The 20,152-nt window shown below is 63.6% G+C and carries 15 protein-coding genes; 4 read left to right on the forward strand and 11 right to left on the reverse strand.

Annotated elements, in window-relative coordinates; all coding sequences use genetic code 11:
- Positions 1–42 precede the first annotated feature (42 nt).
- The 11 genes from RHM69_RS20325 to tagH are packed head-to-tail and all read right to left on the reverse strand — an operon-like array spanning position 43 to position 16,022.
- Entirely contained in the window at positions 43–1,755 is a 1,713-nt protein-coding gene (locus tag RHM69_RS20325; protein WP_020302847.1) for a formylglycine-generating enzyme family protein, read from the reverse strand.
- Positions 1,748–2,932, reverse strand: a complete 1,185-nt coding sequence (locus RHM69_RS20330) for an FtsX-like permease family protein (protein ID WP_020302846.1) — start codon at positions 2,930–2,932, stop codon at positions 1,748–1,750. Before RHM69_RS20330 ends, RHM69_RS20325 begins: the two co-directional genes overlap by 8 nt.
- The gene (locus RHM69_RS20335) at positions 2,932–3,636 is read right to left on the reverse strand and encodes an ABC transporter ATP-binding protein (RefSeq protein ID WP_014720492.1); all 705 of its coding nucleotides are present in this window, start codon (positions 3,634–3,636) and stop codon (positions 2,932–2,934) included. The genes RHM69_RS20330 and RHM69_RS20335 overlap by 1 nt, the downstream gene beginning before the upstream one ends.
- On the reverse strand, positions 3,636–6,614 hold the full coding sequence (locus tag RHM69_RS20340) for a serine/threonine-protein kinase (RefSeq protein ID WP_019818124.1): 2,979 nt from the start codon (positions 6,612–6,614) through the stop codon (positions 3,636–3,638). The genes RHM69_RS20335 and RHM69_RS20340 overlap by 1 nt, the downstream gene beginning before the upstream one ends.
- Entirely contained in the window at positions 6,611–7,330 is a 720-nt protein-coding gene (locus tag RHM69_RS20345; RefSeq protein WP_003195541.1) for a PP2C family protein-serine/threonine phosphatase, read from the reverse strand. The genes RHM69_RS20340 and RHM69_RS20345 overlap by 4 nt, the downstream gene beginning before the upstream one ends.
- Positions 7,331–7,984, reverse strand: coding sequence for a type VI secretion system-associated protein TagF (gene tagF / locus RHM69_RS20350; RefSeq protein ID WP_014720494.1), 654 nt, complete (start codon positions 7,982–7,984; stop codon positions 7,331–7,333).
- Entirely contained in the window at positions 7,981–11,481 is a 3,501-nt protein-coding gene (gene tssM / locus RHM69_RS20355; protein WP_019818125.1) for a type VI secretion system membrane subunit TssM, read from the reverse strand. Before tssM ends, tagF begins: the two co-directional genes overlap by 4 nt.
- Positions 11,478–12,767 carry a DotU family type VI secretion system protein gene (locus RHM69_RS20360; RefSeq protein ID WP_014720496.1) on the reverse strand — a complete coding sequence of 430 codons (1,290 nt, stop codon included), beginning with the start codon at positions 12,765–12,767 and terminating at the stop codon, positions 11,478–11,480. The genes tssM and RHM69_RS20360 overlap by 4 nt, the downstream gene beginning before the upstream one ends.
- Before the next feature lie 6 nt (positions 12,768–12,773).
- Positions 12,774–14,108, reverse strand: a complete 1,335-nt coding sequence (gene tssK / locus RHM69_RS20365; protein WP_019818126.1) for a type VI secretion system baseplate subunit TssK — start codon at positions 14,106–14,108, stop codon at positions 12,774–12,776.
- A gap of 18 nt (positions 14,109–14,126) precedes the next feature.
- Positions 14,127–14,636, reverse strand: a complete 510-nt coding sequence (gene tssJ / locus RHM69_RS20370; RefSeq protein WP_019818127.1) for a type VI secretion system lipoprotein TssJ — start codon at positions 14,634–14,636, stop codon at positions 14,127–14,129.
- 57 nt (positions 14,637–14,693) lie between these two features.
- Positions 14,694–16,022, reverse strand: coding sequence for a type VI secretion system-associated FHA domain protein TagH (gene tagH, locus RHM69_RS20375; protein ID WP_032873323.1), 1,329 nt, complete (start codon positions 16,020–16,022; stop codon positions 14,694–14,696).
- 393 nt (positions 16,023–16,415) lie between these two features.
- Between tagH and tssA the strand changes: the two genes are divergently transcribed.
- From tssA to RHM69_RS20395, 4 genes are all read left to right on the forward strand, one after another.
- Complete coding sequence (gene tssA / locus RHM69_RS20380; protein WP_200599378.1) at positions 16,416–17,435, forward strand: type VI secretion system protein TssA; 1,020 nt, start codon at positions 16,416–16,418, stop codon at positions 17,433–17,435.
- 54 nt (positions 17,436–17,489) lie between these two features.
- Positions 17,490–17,996 carry a type VI secretion system contractile sheath small subunit gene (tssB, locus tag RHM69_RS20385; protein WP_322255314.1) on the forward strand — a complete coding sequence of 169 codons (507 nt, stop codon included), beginning with the start codon at positions 17,490–17,492 and terminating at the stop codon, positions 17,994–17,996.
- Positions 17,997–17,998: 2 nt separating this feature from the next.
- Entirely contained in the window at positions 17,999–19,495 is a 1,497-nt protein-coding gene (gene tssC, locus RHM69_RS20390; protein ID WP_003195559.1) for a type VI secretion system contractile sheath large subunit, read from the forward strand.
- A 155-nt stretch (positions 19,496–19,650) separates the two neighbouring features.
- On the forward strand, positions 19,651–20,139 hold the full coding sequence (locus tag RHM69_RS20395) for an Hcp family type VI secretion system effector (RefSeq protein ID WP_003195562.1): 489 nt from the start codon (positions 19,651–19,653) through the stop codon (positions 20,137–20,139).
- The last annotated feature ends 13 nt before the right edge of the window (positions 20,140–20,152 follow it).

The following is a 20,152-nucleotide window of genomic DNA, read 5'->3' on the forward strand; positions in this document are numbered from 1 at the left end:
CCGCCGCCTGAGTCCCTTCCAAGCTCGCTAGACAGCCAACGATCAAGACCGCTGACCGCTCGCTGCGAGCAATTCCTTCAAGATCGTTGCCGGGTCGGCCCGCTGTTGCTTGCGGTAGTTGCCGACATGGCGAACGAACAGTGTCGCGCGCGTCACCAGGCTCTTGCCGAGCACTGGCTTGCGATCCAACTCTTCCTTGATCCGTTGAAACTGCGCCTGGATCACCGCATCGGTGTAGCGCGTGCCGGTGGCCAGGTTGTCGATGTAAATCGCCACCGCGCCGTCCAACGCGCTGCGTCCATTGGTAATGGCCATGTCAAACAGCTGCGCGCTGGCCTCGTCCTTGCTGTCCACCGCCTGCTGGCGACTCTTCTGCAGGTTGGCCAGGCGGATGTTGTAGTTGCTGATGGTCTCGGCCACCAACGCCGCCGACTGGATCAAATTGCCCGCGGCTTCTTCGCGTTGCTGGGCGATCAGCGACACGTTGCGCTTGAGCTCTTCGTTGACCAGGCCCAGCTCGGCTTGAAGCTTGGGATCGACACTGGCGGCGATGATGCTGTCCAGGCGCTTGGTCGGGTCCTGGGCGTCGTCGATGGCATCGGTCAGCGCGGCCAGGCGGCCTTCCTTCTGCCATTGGGCAAACAATTCCTTGTAGCGCGAGCGCGGCGCCGACAACGCGCCAATCGCCACGCGAAAGCCGGTGGTCTCGTTGCTTTGCTCGGTGCCATCAGCGGCAAACAACGGGTATTCGCGGCGCATGCCGGTGAACAACGTGCCCTCGCCTTCCAGGTAGTTGCCGCCCTTGACCACAAAGCCGCCGTAGGTGCCCTGGCGGCGGCCAGCGTGTACCAGCTGGAAGGATTCCTGGACCATTTCCGCGGCGTTGCCGATCACGTCGAACATGCCAATGGGGTTGGGCAACTTGGTACCGATGGGCATCAACCGCGCCGCCTGGCCGGTGCCGCCGGCCACTTGGTTGAACACCGCGTAATCGGCCAGCGGACCATCGCTTTCACTGCCCTCGGCGCGCCGTGGATACAGACGGCCTTCGAGGTCCTGGCGGCTCACCGCCTGGCCGCCGCGTGCGGCGTACTCCCACTCCACTTCGGTGGGCAGGCGCACAAAACCCAGGCCGCCGTCTTCGGCCGACGCACCGCGCCCGCTTACCGGCAGCAGTTCGCGGTGGTATTTCATCAGCCAGGCGCTGTACACCGCCGAGAAACGCTCGGCTTCAAAGCGCGACAGTTTCACCTTGGGCAAACGCCCGGCCATGCCGCTGGGCGCCTCACATGCGGGAGCCGGTTCTCCGCTGGCCAGGGATTGCGCCTGGGCCATCACCTGGGCGTACTGGCGAGCAGTCACTTCGTATTTGCCGATAAAGTACAGCATGGGCTTGAGCGGGGTCTTGGCGTCGGTCTTCGGCATCTGCGGCGCGATGACCTTGCTCCAGTCCTTGGGCAAGTCCTTGAGGGTGAACTGGCCGTTGATGAAGTCGCGCCGGTAGCCGGAAATAAACGACTGCTGATAACCCGCCTCGCCTTCGGCAAAGGGGTAGCCCAGGTTGATTTCACGGTCATCCAGGGTGCCCTGGGCCAGAATGTAGGCGTAGCGGAATACCATGTTACCTTCGCAGGGCAGCGGCAGGCTCACGTCGTCCGGCAACGGCTTGGGGTTGTCGAGCTTGTCACTTGCCTCATCGGCCCAGGCCAGCGAGGCCAGGCTCAGCGCCACGCAGGCGCCCAGTAATTTATACATCTCTGATTCCTTCAGAAGCCTGGATACGTGCCACCCGCCAACCACCACAGGCGGCCGCCACGGCACTGACGCCGAGCACCGCCACCAGGGCCAGGCCGTAATGGCGCGCCAACAGGTGGCTGGCGTACTCGCCCGGCACCTGCACAAAAAGCTTGTTCAACGCCGCCTCAGCCAGGCCATACAGCCCAACGCTGAGCACAGCGGCAAAACCCGCGCTGTATAGCGCTTGCAGCAGCACAAACAGCAACAACGCGGCGGTGGAAAACCCCAGCAGGCGCAACACCGAGAGTTCACGGTGCTTACGCGCCACCGCCGCCAGGGTGCCCGCGAAAATAGCCGCAAACGCCCCGGCCAACGCCAACCCGGCGATGATCCAGAACACAATCGACAGGTTGCGGCTCAACGATTGCACTTGAGCGATGGTGTGCGCCTGGGTTGAAACCAACAGGTTCTGCCCGGCGAAATACACCCGCAACGGTTCCACATCACTGAGGCTGCGCGCGTACAGGCGAAACGCTGGGTAGATACGCTGTTCGCTCACGCTCGCCGCTTCACCGGCCCAACCCAACGCCGGCACCGCACGGCCATCGCGATAATCTTCCGCTGCCTCCAACAACGCCAGATCGGCAAACAGGCCCTCGCGAACGAAGGCCTCCAGCGGCAACACCGCCAGCACCTGCAACCGCGTGCGCTGGGCCTCGACGCGCCCCGCCACTTGCCGCGCAAAGCTGGTTTCCAGCCAGTCACCGGGCCTTGCCGCGAGTTTTTCGGCGGCGGTATGGCTGAGCACGATCTGGTCCAGGCCGTGGGGCATCGGCAAGCCAGCCAACAACGGGTCGCCTGCGGCAGTCGGCAGCATTTCCAGGGTCAGGGTGCCCACCTGCGCCGTGGCGGCAATTTGCCGTGTGCGCGGCACAGCAAACGCCACCTCGCTGCGCTCACCCAGTTGCGCGATAAACGCCGCGCTGAATCGACCACCGCCCAATGGGATGATTTCACGGCTGGCGGGGTCGGTCTCCAAGCGTTCGGTCAAACTGCTAACCAGTCCAAATTTCAGCCCGAATAACACCAGCAATGGCGCGATAACCGCCACCAATGCCAACACCGCACAGGCCGACAACCACCCATCGTTGCGGTAGTCCTGCCACGCAAGCGAAGCAACCAGGCCGATGCGCATCAGCACGCCTCCCCGAGGGTTGCGGTGATACCGCCGTCTGGATCGCGCTGGCAACTGATACGCCGCACCTGCAAGCCACTGGCGCGGGCCAGCGGTTCATCATGGGTGGCGATCACACAGGCCGTACGGTGTTCGCGGGCCTGGGCCAGCAGCGCCTGCATCACGCGTTCGGCGTTGAGCGGGTCCAGGGACGCCGTCGGCTCATCAGCCAGCACCAGTTGCGGCCCATGGGCCAGGGCCCGTGCACAGCTGACCCGCTGGCGTTGGCCCACCGACAACGCCGCCGGGCGCTTGGCCAACTGATCGCTGATCTGCAACTGCTCAGCCAGGCGCGCCACGCGGCCGTCATCCTGCAAGCCCAGCAGTTGGCGCGACAGCGCGATATTGCCGCGCACGTCCAGAAACCCCAGCAACCCCCCGGTCTGCGGCACATAGCCCAAGTGCTGGCTGCGTAACGCGGCCAGCGCCGATTGCCGGTCGGCACGCCACAGCGCGCCGACGTCGTGTTGGTTGAATGCAAACTGCCCCACCTGATCCGGCGCCAACACCAGCGCCAGCAGGTCGAGCAAGGTGCTCTTGCCGCAACCACTGGGGCCGACAATTGCCAGTTGTTCACCCGCGCCCAGCTGCAACGCAGGGATCACCAGGCTGTAGCGCTGGCTACCGACGCCCCGGCTCTTGTGCACCGCGCTCAGGTTCAACATTACGGCAGCGTCGACAGCGGCACGCGATACAACGCATCGCCCGGTTCGGCATCGCCGAAACGGACCCAGTTGGCCACGTCGTTATGGAAGGTTTCATACAGACGGATTTTCGAATCCAGCTCGTCGATAAAGTCTTCCTGCTCGGCCACGCTCAATGACAACCACAGGTCCTGGGTCATGTTCAGCGACTTGCTGCGGTACGGCAGGCCCTCCAGGTATTCACCGAGCAGGCCGCCGTCAGCCAGGTTGCCGCCCTTGCGCAGGGCCTGCGGGTCGCGGCTCATATAGGCCGAGGCGCTGGCGATTTCCTGGAAGAAATCCTTGGGCGAGCTTTGGGTCTTGCGCGCCGCATCCACGATCAACTTCAACGATTGTTGCAGATCGTTGAGTTGCAGCTTGGTCAACATCACGCACACCTGGAACGCTGGCAGCGCCGGGTTGGTCAGGTCACGATCAGCGGTCCAGGCGCTGACCAATTGCGGTGCCTGGCTCGCGGTCTTGCGCCCGAGAAAGTCCATGTGCATGGCATAGCCGACGGCGGCGGACTTGTCCGCCAGGCTCGGCGCGGCACTGAGCAACGGCACGGGCTGCGGCGTGTTGCTGCGCACCTGATGCACCAGGTTGGCGAACACCGTGCCGATCTCATCGACGCGCTCACCCAGCTTGCGCACATCGCCCCCTGGCACCGGCGTGTACAGGTCGCCGATCTGCGGGTTGGCGTCGGCGGTGAGGACGCGATACTGGCTCTCGGCGCCGGCATGGGTTTTCTTGCCGGCATCGGTGCGCAGGTGCAGCGCGTAGATCTTGATCTGCTTGCCCAGCGCCGCCTGGCGCACTTCCGCTTCGTTCATCTGGGTGGCGGCGAACGGGTCGTTCTTGCGCAGCGCGCCGGCATCGGAGACCAGCAGGATGATGCGCCCGCCGTAGCCGGACCAATCCATGCCGTCCACTGCCTGCATCACCCCGGCAAACGCATCTTCGTTGAACGAGTGGCTGGACACCGTCGACGCTTTGACCTGTCGCGCCATATCCAGAAAGCGCTGCGGGTCGCGGCCTTGGTCGAGGCTGATCAGGGTCTTGGCGACATACTCAAGGCCCGGCGTTTTCTGGATGCTGCTGCGAAAGCCGACCATGCCGAAGCTGACGCTGTCCAACTCGCCACGCTCAGCAATGCGGGTTTGCAGCTCATGCACCACGTCGCGAATCTGGTCGATGTAGGGCTGCATCGACACGGTGGTGTCCACCACCAGCACCACCGCCGTGCGGAACGCGTCGGCATTGGCGCTGAGCGTCGGGCTGGCGGGTCTGGCAGCGGCGCGGCTGCCTGGGTCGATGGAGGCCACGTTGAGCAACTGCACCGGCTGGCCGTTGTCGTCGAAGCTCTCCTTGGAATCGAAGATCGGCAACAGGTAGAACTGGTTCTGCGGCACCGCGCTGGCGGTGGGTTCCAGGGCCAGGACTTGCTGGTTGTCTTCACGGTTGTTCTGCGCCTTGGCCAAGGCGCTTTTCGCTGCGGCAGGGTCGGCCAGCAGTTTTTCCACCTCACCGGGCTGGCGCAGGAACATCACGGGAGCCCGGCCGGAGCGCTCGGTGAACTTGAGCACCAGGCTTTGTTTCCAGTCGCTGACCTGGGAGGCTGGCAGCCAACCGTCGCTGCGACCATCAGTGGCCGCGCCGACGCGTACCCACTGGCTGCCATCGACCTCTTTGCGCTGGTACACGTAGAGCACGGAAAACGCCGGCAGCGCTTTACCCGGCGTACTCCCGGCGTCCGCTGAAAGCTGGGCGCCGGGTTTGCTGAGTACACGCTGGAACAAGGTTTTCTTGCCTGCCATCAGCAACGGGCGCTGACCGCCATCCACTTCAGCGACAGCCACGGGCGGCGTCACCTTGGGCACCACGGCGGCTGGCGGCTTGGCCGGTTCATCGCCGCCGCTCAACCACCAGTAGCTGGCGCCACCAATGGCCAACGCGACGGCGACTGCCACGGCGGCCAAAGCCAATACCGGCCCACGGCGCTGCTCGGACGGGGCATTGTGCTGCGTCGGCGTCACCACCGGTTGACGCACTATTGGCTGCGGCTGCGGTTTATCCGTCGGAATGTCGATGGTGACAGGGGTCATGCCCGCCAGATCAAAGCTCAATGGAATCGGCAGCGGCCGCACCAGCGTGGCATCCGATTCATCAGCCGGCAGTTGATCCAGCGCCAACAACAACGCTGCCGCATCCGGATAACGTTCCGCCGGGTCCTTGGCCAACAACTTGCGCAGCACGCCCTGATAGCGCCCATGGTGCACAGGCAATTCCGGCAAGGGTTCGGTCAGGTGCGCCAGCGCCGTGGAAAGCGCATCGGTGCCGTTATAAGGCAGCTTGCCGACGAGGATTTCATACAGCACCACGCCCAGCGCGTAGAGGTCGGCGCGGCCATCGATCTCCTGGCCCCGCGCCTGCTCCGGGCTCATGTAGCTCGGCGTGCCCACGGCAAACCCGGCCTGGGTGAACTGGGTGCGATCGTCCAGCGACTTGGCAATCCCGAAGTCCGACAACACTGCCGTGCCATCGGCGCGAAACAGAATGTTCGCCGGCTTGACGTCGCGGTGCACCAGCCCTTGGGCATGGGCATAGCCCAGGGCCGAGGCAATCTGGCGGATCAGCGTCACGCCCTGCTCCGGGGTCAGCCCAGCAGCGATGCGCTCCTTGAGCGTGCCGTTGGGCAGGTATTCCATGGCCATGTAATACAGCTCACCGACGTTGCCGATGTCATGGATGGTCACCGTGTGCGGGTGCGACAAGCGCGCCAGGGTCTTGCCCTCGCGCAGGAAGCGTTCGCAGAAACTCGGGTCGGCCGCCAAAGCCGCCGCCATCACCTTCAACGCCACCTTGCGCTCCAGCGAGCGCTGGGTCGCCAGGTACACGCTGGCCATGGCGCCTTCGCCAATCTCGCCTTCGATGTCATAACCTGGGATGACGATGTTCATGACGAGACCTTCACGACGAGGGTGGTGATGTTGTCCGGTGCGCCGCGATTTAGGCCCAAGTGCACCAGGCTGCGCACGATTTCATCCGGTGCGTCATGGCTGAGCACCTCGCGGATTTCGTGGTCTTCGACGGTTTTGTTGAGGCCATCGCTGCACAGCAAATAGCTGTCGCCGGGAGCGATCAACAGGTCCACCGAGGCGACGTCCAACTGGGCCTCAACGCCAATGGCGCGGGTGACGATATTGGAGCGCGGGTGGGTGCGGGCGTCGGCTTCGCTGAGCAGGCCGCTGTCTTGCAGGTCTTGCACGTAGCTGTGGTCGCGGGAAATGCTTTCCAGCACGCCGTCGCGCAAGCGGTACAGGCGGCTGTCGCCGGCCCACAGGCACACCCCGCGCAAGCCGCGCGCGGCAAACACCACCACGGTGCTGCCCATCATGGTCACGCCACGGTTGGCGGTTTCTTCGCGCACGGCCGCGTTGATGCGCAGCAGGTCATTGCGCAGCGCCGCCGAGTATTCATCCAGAGAGCGGCCCAGCGGCACATGGCGCAGGCTGTCGACGATCAAGCTGCTGACATAGTCGCCCGCCGCGTGCCCGCCCATGCCATCGGCCACCACCCACAGGCGGTTTTCCGGCAGATCCAGAAAGGCATCTTCGTTGACTTGGCGAACCATGCCCACATGGCTTTTGCTCGCGGATTCGTACGTCACGCCCATCTACACCACACCTTCTTGTCCGAGCAAAAACTGCGCAAAATCGCTGGCGGCAGGCAGGCCCTGGCACCGTAATAAACCGGGGGAGATACGCTGCGAGCCTCGCCCCCACCACAGGCTTGCGCCCTCGCACGCCTGTTCGGCCAGTGCGGTCATACGCTGGTGCGGCACGGTGGCTGCCACCCTTTGCAGGCCGGCGAAACGGCTGTCCACCGCCCGCGGCTCGCTGGCCGGCACACCCAACTCGTCGAGCCCGGCGTTGAAGCTTTCGAAGGTCGCGCCGCTGTCGAGGGTGCTGAGCAACAAGGTTTCAGCCTGCTCGAACCAGGCGTCCGAACCGCCCACCAGCGACGCCGGGTTGGTGTCGTGATCCAGCAAGGTCACCACCGCCAGCGGAAAGTAACGCCCGACCCGGTCAATGCTCGGCATCACCACGCCCGCCGCCGCGTCCGGCCCGCACACGCCCGGGGCCAGCACAAAGCGCCACAACGGGCTGACCAGGTACGCATTCAGCCAGTCAGCGCCGAGGCTGTTCTGGCTGGCGAGCAAACCCGCCGCCAGCCAGCTGTCCCACGGGCCGATAAAGCTCTGCGGCAAGGCGCGGCTGACGAAGTCCCCGCGGCTGGCCAACTTGCCGTAGAAACCCAGGGCCGTCATAGCCGCTCCGGCAGGCTGAAGCCACTGAGCACGCGGCTCTTGAACGGGTTGAAGGCACTGTTGGCGCGCAACTCGTAGGCGATGCTCGCGCCATCGACTCGCAGGCGCAGGTTGAAACGATCCGGCGAGTTGCCTGCGGTGAGGTCTGATTGCTCCAGCAGACGGAACCAGGCCCACGGGCCGTCCAGAGTGATGCCGGAGCGACCACTGGCCGACGGGGGCATGATGGAAATACGCACCACGCCAATGCTGCCCGGGTTCGGCCATTGCATCGCCACCGGCCGGCTCGGGCCGTGGTCGTAGCTCAATTGCTGGCCGTCCAGGTCAAGCAGAAACTGAGTGATGGTAGGGTCCATCGACACCGGCTTGAGTTCGAAACGCACGATGGGTTGGGTGCCACCGGAGCGGAAGAACGCGTCCCGAATCGACGCCGCACGCTGGAAGGTTTGCAGCACGCCAGGAGCAATCCCCAGCTTCTGCGCCGCCCCAGGTTGCCAGCGCCAGGTCTGTGCCGATGTGTCCACATAGGGCTGCAGGTATTTGCGGAAGTAGTTGTCCATCACCCCGCCCACGCCGAAGAACTGGCCGAAGTCATCCAGGGTGGCGTCCCGCGCACTGCCCGGCGACATCGGGTAACGCCCGGCCAACGACTGGCGATACACGTTGACCACCTCACTGACCCAGGCCGCGTTCAGCTGGTTACGCACCCCGCCCATCATGCTGTTGGTGGTGGAATTGACCACCGACTTGACCATGCCCTGCACCAGCGGCGGCTGACGCTCGGCGTTCAGGCTGACCCGCGTGGCCGCAGCCGCCGCCTGGTTCTTGGCCTCACCGAGCAAGGCATCGCCGCTGGCACCGACCATGGCACTGACCTGCACATACAGTGCATTCATGTCCGACAGCAGGCCGTCGATGGCCGCCGGTTCACCTTCGTTTTTGCTGACGATGCTGTTGAGTTCGGCAAAGTGCGCGGTCACGGGATCATCCGCCGGTGCCGGTGCATTCGCCGTCGGTTGCGCCTCGCCCAGCAAACTGCCGAGGCGCTCCTTGAGCTTGTCCACGCCGCCTTCCACCGGCACGCCTTTGGCGGCCAGTTGGCGTTCTTCGGCTTGCAGGTCGGTTTCCCTGGCAACCGCCACCAGCAGCTTTTTCAGCGGCGAGGTGGGACCGGAAATCACCCGCAGCACATCGGCGGCCTGTGCCACGCTGGTGATCGGCACAAAGTCGATGTCGGCGAGCAACGCGTCCCACTGGCGCTGGTAATCCTGGAAGTACAAACGGCGCACGTCGGCGGCCAGGCTCACCACGTTCTGCTGGTCGGCCTGTTCATGGCCCAGCACCCATTGCTCTTCGGCCAGGGTGCCGGTCTGGTTCAAGCTGCTGAGCAAGAACGCCTGGCGATAGCCTTTGGCGGTAAAGAAACCACTCAACGGCTCACCCAACGGCTTGCCGCTCTTGCGGCTGAACACTAGCGCGGCATCGCGACCGGCGGCTTCGTTGAGGCGAAAGTCCGGGATACCTTCGGGCAGTTTCTGGCGCTTGACGCGGTCGTACACGCGCTGGGCTACCGGCAATTGCTGCAACTGCCGACGCAAATCGTCGATCAGCCGTGGGTCCAGGCGTGCGCTCGGCGGGTGGCGTTCGAACAGCGCCTGCAAGTGCCCGGCCAGGGCCTGACGCTGGTCGGCCGGCAGGTCGCGGGGCAGGTTGCGGTCCCAGTCCAGGGCGATCCAGGCCTTGATGAAGTCCGGGTCGTAATGCTCGGTGTCGGCGAGCATCAGGTAAGCCTTGAGGCCCTCGTAGAGAAAGTCCGAGTTACCGCCGCCGTGCAGTTGCTCTTCGATACGCGTCACCAGGCGTGGCGCGAACACGGCGATCAACAGTTTGCGGTACACGCTGGCGGACTCGGCTTCGAGCATATCGCCCTGGTACAGCCCCAGCCCTTCGGACCAGCTCGGCGAATCCCCCGCCAGGTTCTTCACCGCATTGAGCAACGGCAGCACGGCGAGCACTTCCCGCTGTGCCGGGCTCAGGTTCTGTACGGTCTGGCCCAGGGGCGCGACCTTCTGATCGACCTGGGCGATATATGCCTGGTTGGCGCGATAGCTCACCCACCACAGGCCGCTGACCACCACCACCAGCGCGCCGGTGGCCGCCAGTACGCCACGGGCGATCCACTTGCGGCGCCGCTCGACTTTCGGGTTCACCCCCACCAGGCCGCGCTCGGCAAAGGCCACGGCGGTGAACAGTTTTTCGATGAAGTAACTGCGCCCGGTGCCGCTCTGGCGCGCCAGGTGCTGGCGGTCCAGGTTCATGCTCTGGGCCATGGCACCGATCAGGCGGTCAATCGGGCTGCCTTCCTGGGTGCCGCTGGTGAAGTACACGCCACGCAGCAACACGCGCTCTTCAAAGGCGTTGGGTTTGAACACGCCTTCGAGGAAGCTTTGCAGGCAATCTTTCAACGCGCCGAACTGCTGCGGGAAGCCGTAGATCAGGTCGCGTCGTGCCGGGTCGCGTTCCTGTTGCAAGCGCTCGACCAGGCGTTCGTTGAGGCGCTGCTCCAGGCCGGCGAATTCGCTTTGCAGGTGCGCCAGCGGGCTGTCGCTGTTTTTGCCGTCGTCCAGGGCAAAGGTCATGCCCCACACCTGGGCGCGCTCTTCCTTGCTCAGGTTGTCGAAGAACTCCATGAAGCCCGGCACCAGGTCGAGCTTGGTGAGCATCAGGTAGATGGGGAAACGCACGCCCAGTTGCGTATACAGCTCCTGGATGCGCAGGCGAATCGCGGCAGCATGGGCTGCGCGCTCGGCGTCGGTGCCCAGCAGCAGATCCGAGAGGCTGATGGCGATAAAGGCACCGTCGATAGGCCGGCGCGCACGCTGCTTTTTCAGCAAGTCGAGAAAGCCCAGCCAGGCGGCTTTGTCCACCGTGGAGTTGCTGTCCTGGGTGGTATAGCGGCCAGCGGTGTCGAGCAATACGGCCTGGTCGGTAAACCACCAGTCGCAGTTGCGCGTCCCCCCCACGCCCCGCACCGCACCGGCGCCCAATTGCGCCGCCAGTGGGAAATGCAGCCCGGAATTGACCAGCGCGGTCGTCTTGCCCGAGCCCGGCGGGCCGATGATCACATACCACGGCAACTCGTAGAGGTTGCGGCGCTCATCGCCGCCCAGCTTGGCCTTTTTCAGCAGTGCCAGGGCTTCGTCCATGCGCTGGCGCAGCGTGGACAGCTCTTCGGCGGTCGCAACGCTGTTGGGGTCGACCGGGGTTTCTGCGGCCAGGCTGCGCATCACTTCGGCGGCCTGGCGACGGGCCTGGATGATGCGGAACACGCGGTAGGCCACCCACAGCGCAAACACCAGCACGATCAGCGCCCAACGGCGCCCTTCGGGCACCAGCACGTCCAGCAGCGGGCCAACAAACCAGATGATCAGGCTCAGGGCAATCAGGCCCAGCACGGGGATCACCCAGCGAATCATGAAACTGAAAAACGCCTTCACTCGACGCCCTCCGCCAATACGGTGATTTCAACCCGACGATTGCGGGCACGGCCTTCGGCAGTACTGTTGGTGGCCAACGGCTCGGTGTCGCTGCGGCCTTCGGCGCTGAAGCGTTCGGCCTGGCCGGTCTTGGCCGCGAGAATCGCCAGCACCGACTTGGCCCGGGCTTCGGACAACGCCCAGTTGGACGGGAAACGCAACGTGGCAATCGGGCGGTTGTCGCTGTGCCCGGTGACACGCACCTGGCCCTTGACCTTGCGAATGGCGTCAGCGATGCGCAGCATCAGCGGCTGGTAGTCATCGACGATGCTGGAGCTGGCCGAGGCGAACAGCTCATCGCCACGAATGGTCACGACAGAGCGGTCGACCTTGTCTTCCACCGCCACGCGGCCGGCCTTGATGTCGTCGGCCAGGAACCCGGCCAGGCGCGGGCGCTCAATCACTTTGGGCTGCGCCACCGGACGGTCGATGGCCTGCACCGGGATCTCGCCCAGGGCATGAATATTCTTGAACACCGGCTCGGCGTCCGAGGCCAGCTTCAGGCGCAGGCCGAACAGCAACGCCAACAGCAGCGCCAAGCCAATCGCCACGGCAATCCATGGCGGCATGAATTGCGCCAGGCGATCACGGGCCACGGTTACACCGCGCCAGTGCGGCGACAGCTCACGCTCGTGCTCGCCACGGGCGCTGCGTATCGCTGCGGCGGTGCGTTCACGCAAGGCTTCCAACTGGCTGCGCCCGTCGGTCATCACGCGGTAACGCCCTTCAAAACCCAGGCACATGCACAGGTACAACAGCTCCAGCAGGTACAGACGTTCCCGTGGGCTTTGCAGACAGTGGTCAAGCAACTGGAAAACCTTTTCGCCACCCCAGGCTTCGTTGTGCACGGTGATCAGCAGGCTCTGCTTACCCCAGTCACTGGTGCTGCCCCACGGCGTGCTCAGCACCGCCTCATCCAAGGCAGTGCACAGCGCGTAACGGGCCAACAGCACTTCATTGCGTGCCACACCGGCGGCTTCGGCGCGCTCTTCGAACTGGCGCAGGTACGCCAGCAACTGCGCACGCAGGCTGGCCGGCGCGGGATGGGCAATGGTGTTGCGCAACCGCGTCAACAACGCCAGCAACGGGCCGGCGGCACTTTCGAGCGGGTTGAGGCCCTGGCTCTTGCCGGTGAGGATCGGCGCAGCCGGCATCGACAGCGGCGCAGGTTCGGCACGCGCGGGTGCAGGTTCTCGGCCACCCGGGCGCGGCATGAACTGGGTGCGGTCATCATCATTGGGATGCATCGCCAATTATCCTCGGATCGCCCAGAAGGCCAGGTTCAAGCCCGGGAACTGCCCGGCGATATGGAAGGCGAAACCGCCGGAATTATTCAGCTGCTGCCAGTGCTCGCTGCCACGGTCCAGCTCGTAGTAGGTGCTGCCAGCGTGGTAAGGCAACTGGCGTGGCGCCACCGGCAACGGCAGCAGGCCGATGCCCGGCAGTTGCAGGTTGACCATGTCGCGGATGTGCTCCACCGAGCCGACCTTGCTCTGCTGGCCGAAACGCGCACGCAGGGTTTCGCCGGGCACATCGGCGCGTACCACGAGGATGAAACTGGCGTTGTCGAGCAGGGTCTTGTCGGCCAACATCGCCACATGGATGCCGTAGGCTTTCTCCACAATGGGGATCGGCGTGGCCTTGCTGTCGATGAGCATCGACAGCGCTTCACGCAGGGCCGCCATTACCGGCATGAAGCTCAGGGCCAGGTCGTCGTGCTGGTACTGCGGGTATTCGTGTGGACGGCGGCTGGAGGTTGAGAAGGTGGAAAACTCACCGGCCAGGCTGACCAGTTCGCTGAAGAAGCGCTCCGGGTGCAACGGGCTCAACTGGCTGAAGTGCTGGATCAGCGGCTGGGCGCGGTTGACCAGTTGCAACAGCATGAAGTCGGCGATCTCAGAGGCACCCCCGGCACCCGAGGCCACCACGCGGCCGGCCAGGGCTTCGCCACGCTGGTGCAACAGGCCCAGCAGTTCGCTGCGAAAGGCCGTCAGCGGCTTGCTTGCGGCCACGTCCAGCACGGGCGGGATGTAAGTGTCATCGAGCACCAACGCACGGTCGGCACGCTTTTCCTTGATGCGTACCAGGCCGATGGCGGCGTAGTCGCTGATGCCGTCCTGCGCCGTCAGCAGGCGCAATGCCCGCGACCCCACCGCCACCGGTGCACGGTTTTCGAACGGGGCGTTGTCGTCGCGCACTTCACGCACCTGGCTCACGTAGCGCGCCGCTTCCAGGGCTTCACCCTCGTCCACCGTGTCACGGGCGCCGGCGCGCTTGAGCGGCAGGGCCAGGTACACCAGGCCGTCGCGCAGGTTGTCGTCGATGTTCAACGGGCTCGGCGCCAGGTCGTCCTGGGGAATATTGAACGGCGTGCCATCGGGCAGCAGGCCGCGGGCCGACACAATCGCCAGCTTGCCCTGGGCCAGCAGGCCCTGGTCGATCAGCAATTCGGAGAACCCCCAGGCACCCGCTGACAACGGACGGCTGCGGGCATCGATCAGGTTTTCCAGGTAACGGTCATGCTGCTGGAAGTGCTGCGTTCCGATGAACATGCCTTCCGACCAGACCACGCGATTGTTCCAGGACATGGGGGCTCCGATTGCTTGTTATTGGGCTGGGCTGGATGGGGAAGCCACGACGTCGGCGCGCACGGCATGCACGTCGAGGCTGATCTGGTATTCGCTGTATTGGCGCGGCGGCACGTTGATGACCGTGCGCCATTGCGCACGGTCCAACTCGCGGTAGCCCACCAGCAAGCCGATCTGGCGCGTGGACGGGTCGAGATCGCGCTGCAGGCTCAGTTGTTGGCCGGGCTGCACCATCACTTCGTCCTGGTCCAGCAGGTCGAGGCCGAGGGTCGATTGCGCACGGTCCGCCAGGGCGAAGTAATCGGAGCGTGAAAAGGTCGCGGCGTTTTTCAATTCGAAAATGCGCACCCGCACCGGCGCGGCCTGGCCGTTGGCACCGGGGTTAAGCCCGGCAATCGCATGAAAATGCAGCTCAACGGCGGCCGTGTCAGCTTCGGCCTCGGCAGCCGCCTGGGGTTTGGCAGTGTCGTTGGCACACGCCGTCAGCAGCAGCGCGGTGGCGGCTGCGAGTAAAAACCTGGGAATCATCCTGCGTCCTCAATGACGTATTTAGCTATCCGTTTTATCCATTAGTGCGAGGCGTTTTCAGCGTCGCTGTCGTGCACTGTGTTCTTCGTAGGCCCGGCTGAATTCGCGACCGAACAGGTCCTGGAAATCGTCCTGGGCCTCGCGGGAAATGTTGCTGTAGAGCTCGGTGAACTGCTGCCAGTACTGGGCCTGGCGCGAACCGTTGAACAGACTCGAGAGGCCGCCGGGTTTGCCCATGCGCTCCTCCAATTGCGCCGGTTCAAAGCGCGTGAGCAGGTGTTTGATCGCCGCTTCCACGCCAGCCATCACGGCCAACTGGTGGGCGCGCAGGTCGTCGAAACTGTCACGTACGGCGAGGTCCGGCGCCATAAACGCCTGGTTGCCATGACGCAGCAACAGCAGTAACGCTTCATCGGCATTCGGGGCGAATTTCAACGGGTTGTTTTCGGCGGGGCGGATCATCGTCTGCTGCATGCGAAACTCGCCCTTGAGGCTGGCACGGGCGCGCAGTACGTCGATCAGGCCCTCGACCATCAGCCGGTAGCTGCGGCCGATGCTTTCCATCTGCGCGCAAGCGTCGGCTTTGTCCAGGCGCAACTGGTCCAGGCCCGCACCGCGCAGAAAGGCTTGCAGGAGGTCCGGTTGTGGCTCGGCATTGGCCACGGGGAGCGCAACAGGCTCGACCACAGGTGGCGGCGGGATGATCGGGTCTGGGGCGGGCGCAGCATTGACCACGGGCGCGGGCGCGTCGCCGAACAGGTCCCAGTCTTCGGGAATCACCGAGCCTTGCACCAATGGCTTTTCGGGCGCCGGTACGGCCACTGGGGCCGGGGGGCGAAAATCGTGTTGCTCGGACGGCACATGGTCCGCCACGGTGGGCGGCGGCACGGCGGTGGGGCTGAGGAAGTCGAACAGGTCTGGCAAAGTTTCCATGGCCGAGGCGCCCTGGAACTGCGGCGCGATCATCGGCGTGGGCGCAGGTTGGCTCGCCACGGCGCCCATCAGCGCTTCAAAGCTATTGGGTGAGTCACCGGCAAATGGCTGGCTGTCGATGGCCTGCACGTTGAAGTCGATACGCGCCTGGATTTCGTAATCGCCGATGCGGATCAATTCACCGTCTTGCAACGGCTCGCTGTTACCCCGACGCATACGAATACCCACCTTGACCAACTCCACACCATTGGTGCTGTTATCGGTCAAATAATAACGGCCATCTTTGTATTGAATAACGCAATGTTGCGAAGAGACGAGACGCTCAGGGTCGGGCAATACCCAGTCATTGTCAGAACTGCGGCCAATAGCCATCACGCCCTGATCCATGGACTTTTCGGGGCATTGCCCAGGTGTGATCTTGTGATAACTAGTGATAGTCAAACACAGCGACATCTTGCCTCCTTGCTGATACATCGCGCGCAGTCTACCCAGGAGGCAGCACCGCCCTGGAGAGTCCCGTCCTGTCGTACAAACGACCGCCAAAATCTGCTTTTACCAGCATGATCGCTGATCTTAACTGGCTTCCATGACAAAAATCCGCTCTGGGCGCGCCTTTCGACTCGCCAGTCGCGCAGGTTGTTAAACACCGCACATCTGTCACAGAGGGCGAATAGCTTACCTTGACAAGCCATAAGTACTACACCAAAAATGCACAACTTCTTGAACATCAGTGATGGCGCAGTAGTGGCACGCTGAGTATATGACCAAGAAAACATGCAAAGTTCATTACGCAACTAATGCATGCGTTGCCCGCCATCCAGCGGGCCGATAAGGAGATCGAATTCAGTGGATGTGCCGTTGCTGCTCACCGCCGTTTCCGCGACGTCGCCCTGTGGCGAGGACATGGAATATGACGCGCAATTTCTGCAATTGGAACGTGATGCCAAGGGCCAACCCGAACGCAGCATGGGCGACTCGATCCTGCCCGCTGAGCCGCCCGAGTGGCGCAGCATCCAGCAGCAAAGCCTCGACCTGTTGCAGCGCAGCAAAGACCTGCGCATCACCCACTTTCTGCTGCAAAGCACCCTCGCCCTCCAGGGTGTGGCCGGGCTGGCCGAAGTCCTCACGCTGATCGACGCCTTGCTGCGCCAATACTGGGCCGGTCTGCACCCGCGCCTGGATGCCGACGATGACAACGACCCCACCGTGCGCATCAACGCCCTTACCGGCCTGACCTGCGAGACCAATATTCGTCTGCTGCGCGAAAGCATCCTGACGCGCTCGCGCACCTTCGGGCCCGTGACCCTGCGCGCAGCGCTCAACGCCAGCGGCCTGCAGAGTTTTGCCGATGAGCAGTTGGGCAACCAGCAACTCAACGCCGCGTTCCTGGACAGCGACCCCGAACAACTGCAAGCCACCCGTGACGCCTTGAGCGCGGCGCGTGCGGCGTGCGAGGCCATTGAGCAACAGGTCAATGACCAAGTCGGTTCCGCCCAGGGCGTGGACCTCAGCGCCTTGAAGCAGCCGCTCAAACAGGCCCTGCAACTACTCAACCAAGCGGTGCCAGGCACCGACAGCAGCAGCGATCCCGAGGCCGTCAGTGAAGACAATGCCCCCTCGGTCGATAACGCCGCCGCGCCCGCAGCTCCTCGCCCTTCTGGCGACATCGCCACCCGCGACGATGTGCTGCGCAGCCTCGACAAGATCCTTGCGTACTACACCCGCCACGAGCCTTCGAGCCCGCTGCCGGTGCTGTTGAACCGAGCCAAGAATCTGGTACATGCCGACTTTGCGGCCATCGTGCGCAATCTGATTCCCGATGGCATGTCCCAATTTGAAAACCTGCGCGGCCCCGAAAGCGAGTAAGCCGCCGGACCGTGCAGTAACAACACCGTCGCTCAAGCGACCAGGAGCAGCAACGTGGCGAAGCAAAGTTCTCAGAAATTCATCGCGCGCAACCGTGGGCCTCGAGTGCAGATCGAGTACGACGTCGAGCTTTACGGCGCCGAGAAAAAGGTCCAGCTGCCCTTCGTGATGGGCGTGATGGCCGACCTCGCCGGCAAGCCTGCCGAGCCGCTGGCCCCCGTGGCCGACCGCAAGTTCCTTGAGGTGGACGTCGACAACTTCGACTCACGCCTCAAGGCCATGCAGCCACGCGTCGCGTTCCACGTACCCAATGAGCTGACAGGCGAAGGCAACCTGAGCCTGGACATCACCTTCGAAAGCATGGACGACTTCAGCCCGGCCGCCGTGGCCCGCAAGGTCGACTCCCTGAATCAGCTGCTCGAAGCCCGCACCCAATTGGCCAACCTGCTGACCTACATGGACGGCAAGACTGGCGCTGAAGAAATCATCATGAAGGCGATCAAGGACCCGGCATTGCTTCAGGCACTTGCCAGCGCGCCCAAGCCTGCAGGGGAGCAGTAATCATGACGGACAATACCGCCCGCGAAGGCAGCCAGATCCTGGGTACCACCGAAGAAGCCAGCGAGTTCGCGAACCTGCTGCTGCAAGAATTCAAACCCAAGACCGAGCGTGCCCGCGAAGCCGTTGAAACCGCGGTGCGCACCCTGGCTGAACAGGCCCTGGCGCAAACCGACCTGGTGTCCAACGACGCGATCAAGTCGATCGAATCGATCATCGCCGCCATCGACGCCAAGCTCACCGCCCAGGTCAACCAGATCATCCACCACCAGGATTTCCAACAACTGGAAAGCGCCTGGCGTGGCCTGCATTACCTGGTCAATAACACCGAGAGCGATGAGCAACTGAAGATTCGCGTGCTCAACATCTCCAAGCCAGACCTGCACAAGACCCTGAAGAAATTCAAGGGCACCGCGTGGGACCAGAGCCCGATCTTCAAGAAGATGTACGAAGAAGAATACGGCCAGTTCGGTGGCGAACCTTACGGCTGCCTGGTGGGTGACTACTACTTCGACCAGTCGCCGCCCGACGTGGAACTGCTGGGCGAGCTGTCAAAAGTCTGCGCCGCCATGCACTCGCCTTTCATCGCTGCGGCCTCGCCGACCGTGATGGGCATGGGTTCGTGGCAGGAACTGTCGAACCCACGCGACCTGACCAAGATCTTCACCACCCCGGAATACGCCGGCTGGCGCTCGCTGCGTGAATCGGAAGACTCGCGCTACATCGGCCTGACCATGCCGCGCTTCCTGGCACGCCTGCCGTACGGCGCCAAGACCGACCCGGTAGAAGCCTTCGCCTTCGAAGAAAACACCGACGGCGCCGACAGCTCCAAGTACACCTGGGCCAACGCCGCCTACGCCATGGCAGTGAACATCAACCGTTCGTTCAAGCACTACGGCTGGTGCTCGCGCATCCGCGGTATCGAGTCTGGTGGTGAAGTGGAAAACCTGCCGGCCCACACGTTCCCTACCGATGACGGTGGCGTGGACATGAAGTGCCCGACCGAAATCGCCATCAGTGACCGCCGTGAAGCGGAACTGGCGAAGAACGGTTTCATGCCGCTGCTGCACAAGAAAAACACCGACTTCGCCGCGTTCATTGGCGCCCAGTCGCTGCAAAAGCCTGCCGAATACGACGACCCGGACGCCACCGCCAACGCCAACCTGGCCGCACGCCTGCCGTACCTGTTCGCCACCTGCCGTTTCGCCCACTACTTGAAGTGCATCGTGCGCGACAAGGTCGGCTCCTTCAAAGAGAAGGACGAAATGCAGCGCTGGTTGCAGGACTGGATCCTCAACTACGTCGACGGCGACCCGGCGCACTCCACCGAAACCACCAAGGCCCAGCACCCGTTGGCGGCGGCCGAAGTGATCGTGGAAGAAGTCGAAGGCAACCCGGGGTATTACAACTCCAAGTTCTACCTGCGCCCGCACTATCAGCTTGAAGGGCTGACGGTGTCGTTGCGCCTGGTATCGAAACTGCCTTCGGCAAAAAGCGCATAAGTAACGATTGAGCTAGCTCGTTCCCACGCTCCGCGTGGGAATGCCGCCCGGGACGCTCTGCGTCCCGGTGACGCGTAGCGTCACAGGATGCGTTACCACGCAGAGCGTGGGAACGATCACCCAATCAAGTGGCATGGGCCACACAGGGAGAAAACATGGCTGTTGATATTTTCATCAAGATCGGCGACATCAAGGGCGAGTCCATGGACAAGGCCCACAAGGACGAAATCGATGTGTTGAACTGGAGCTGGGGCATGTCCCAGTCCGGCAACATGCACGTCGGCGGTGGCGGTGGCGCGGGCAAGGTGAATATCCAGGACCTGTCGCTGACCAAGTACGTCGACAAGGCTTCGCCCAACCTGATGATGCACTGCGCCAGCGGCAAGCACATCGACAAGGTCAAGCTGACCGTGCGCAAGGCCGGTGGCGAGAGCCAGGTCGAGTACATGGTGATCAACCTGGAAGAAGTGCTGGTCACCTCCTTGAGCACCGGCGGTTCGGGCAGCGATGATCGCCTGACCGAAAACGTCACCCTGAACTTCGCCCAAGTGATGGTCGACTACCAGCCGCAGAAAGCCGACGGCACCAAAGACGGCGGCGCCATCAAGTTTGGCTGGAACATTCGCTCCAACACCAAACGCTGATAGCCCTTGTGGC

This window comes from Pseudomonas sp. CCI1.1 (genome assembly GCF_034348165.1).
Lineage (GTDB): Bacteria > Pseudomonadota > Gammaproteobacteria > Pseudomonadales > Pseudomonadaceae > Aquipseudomonas > Aquipseudomonas paracarnis.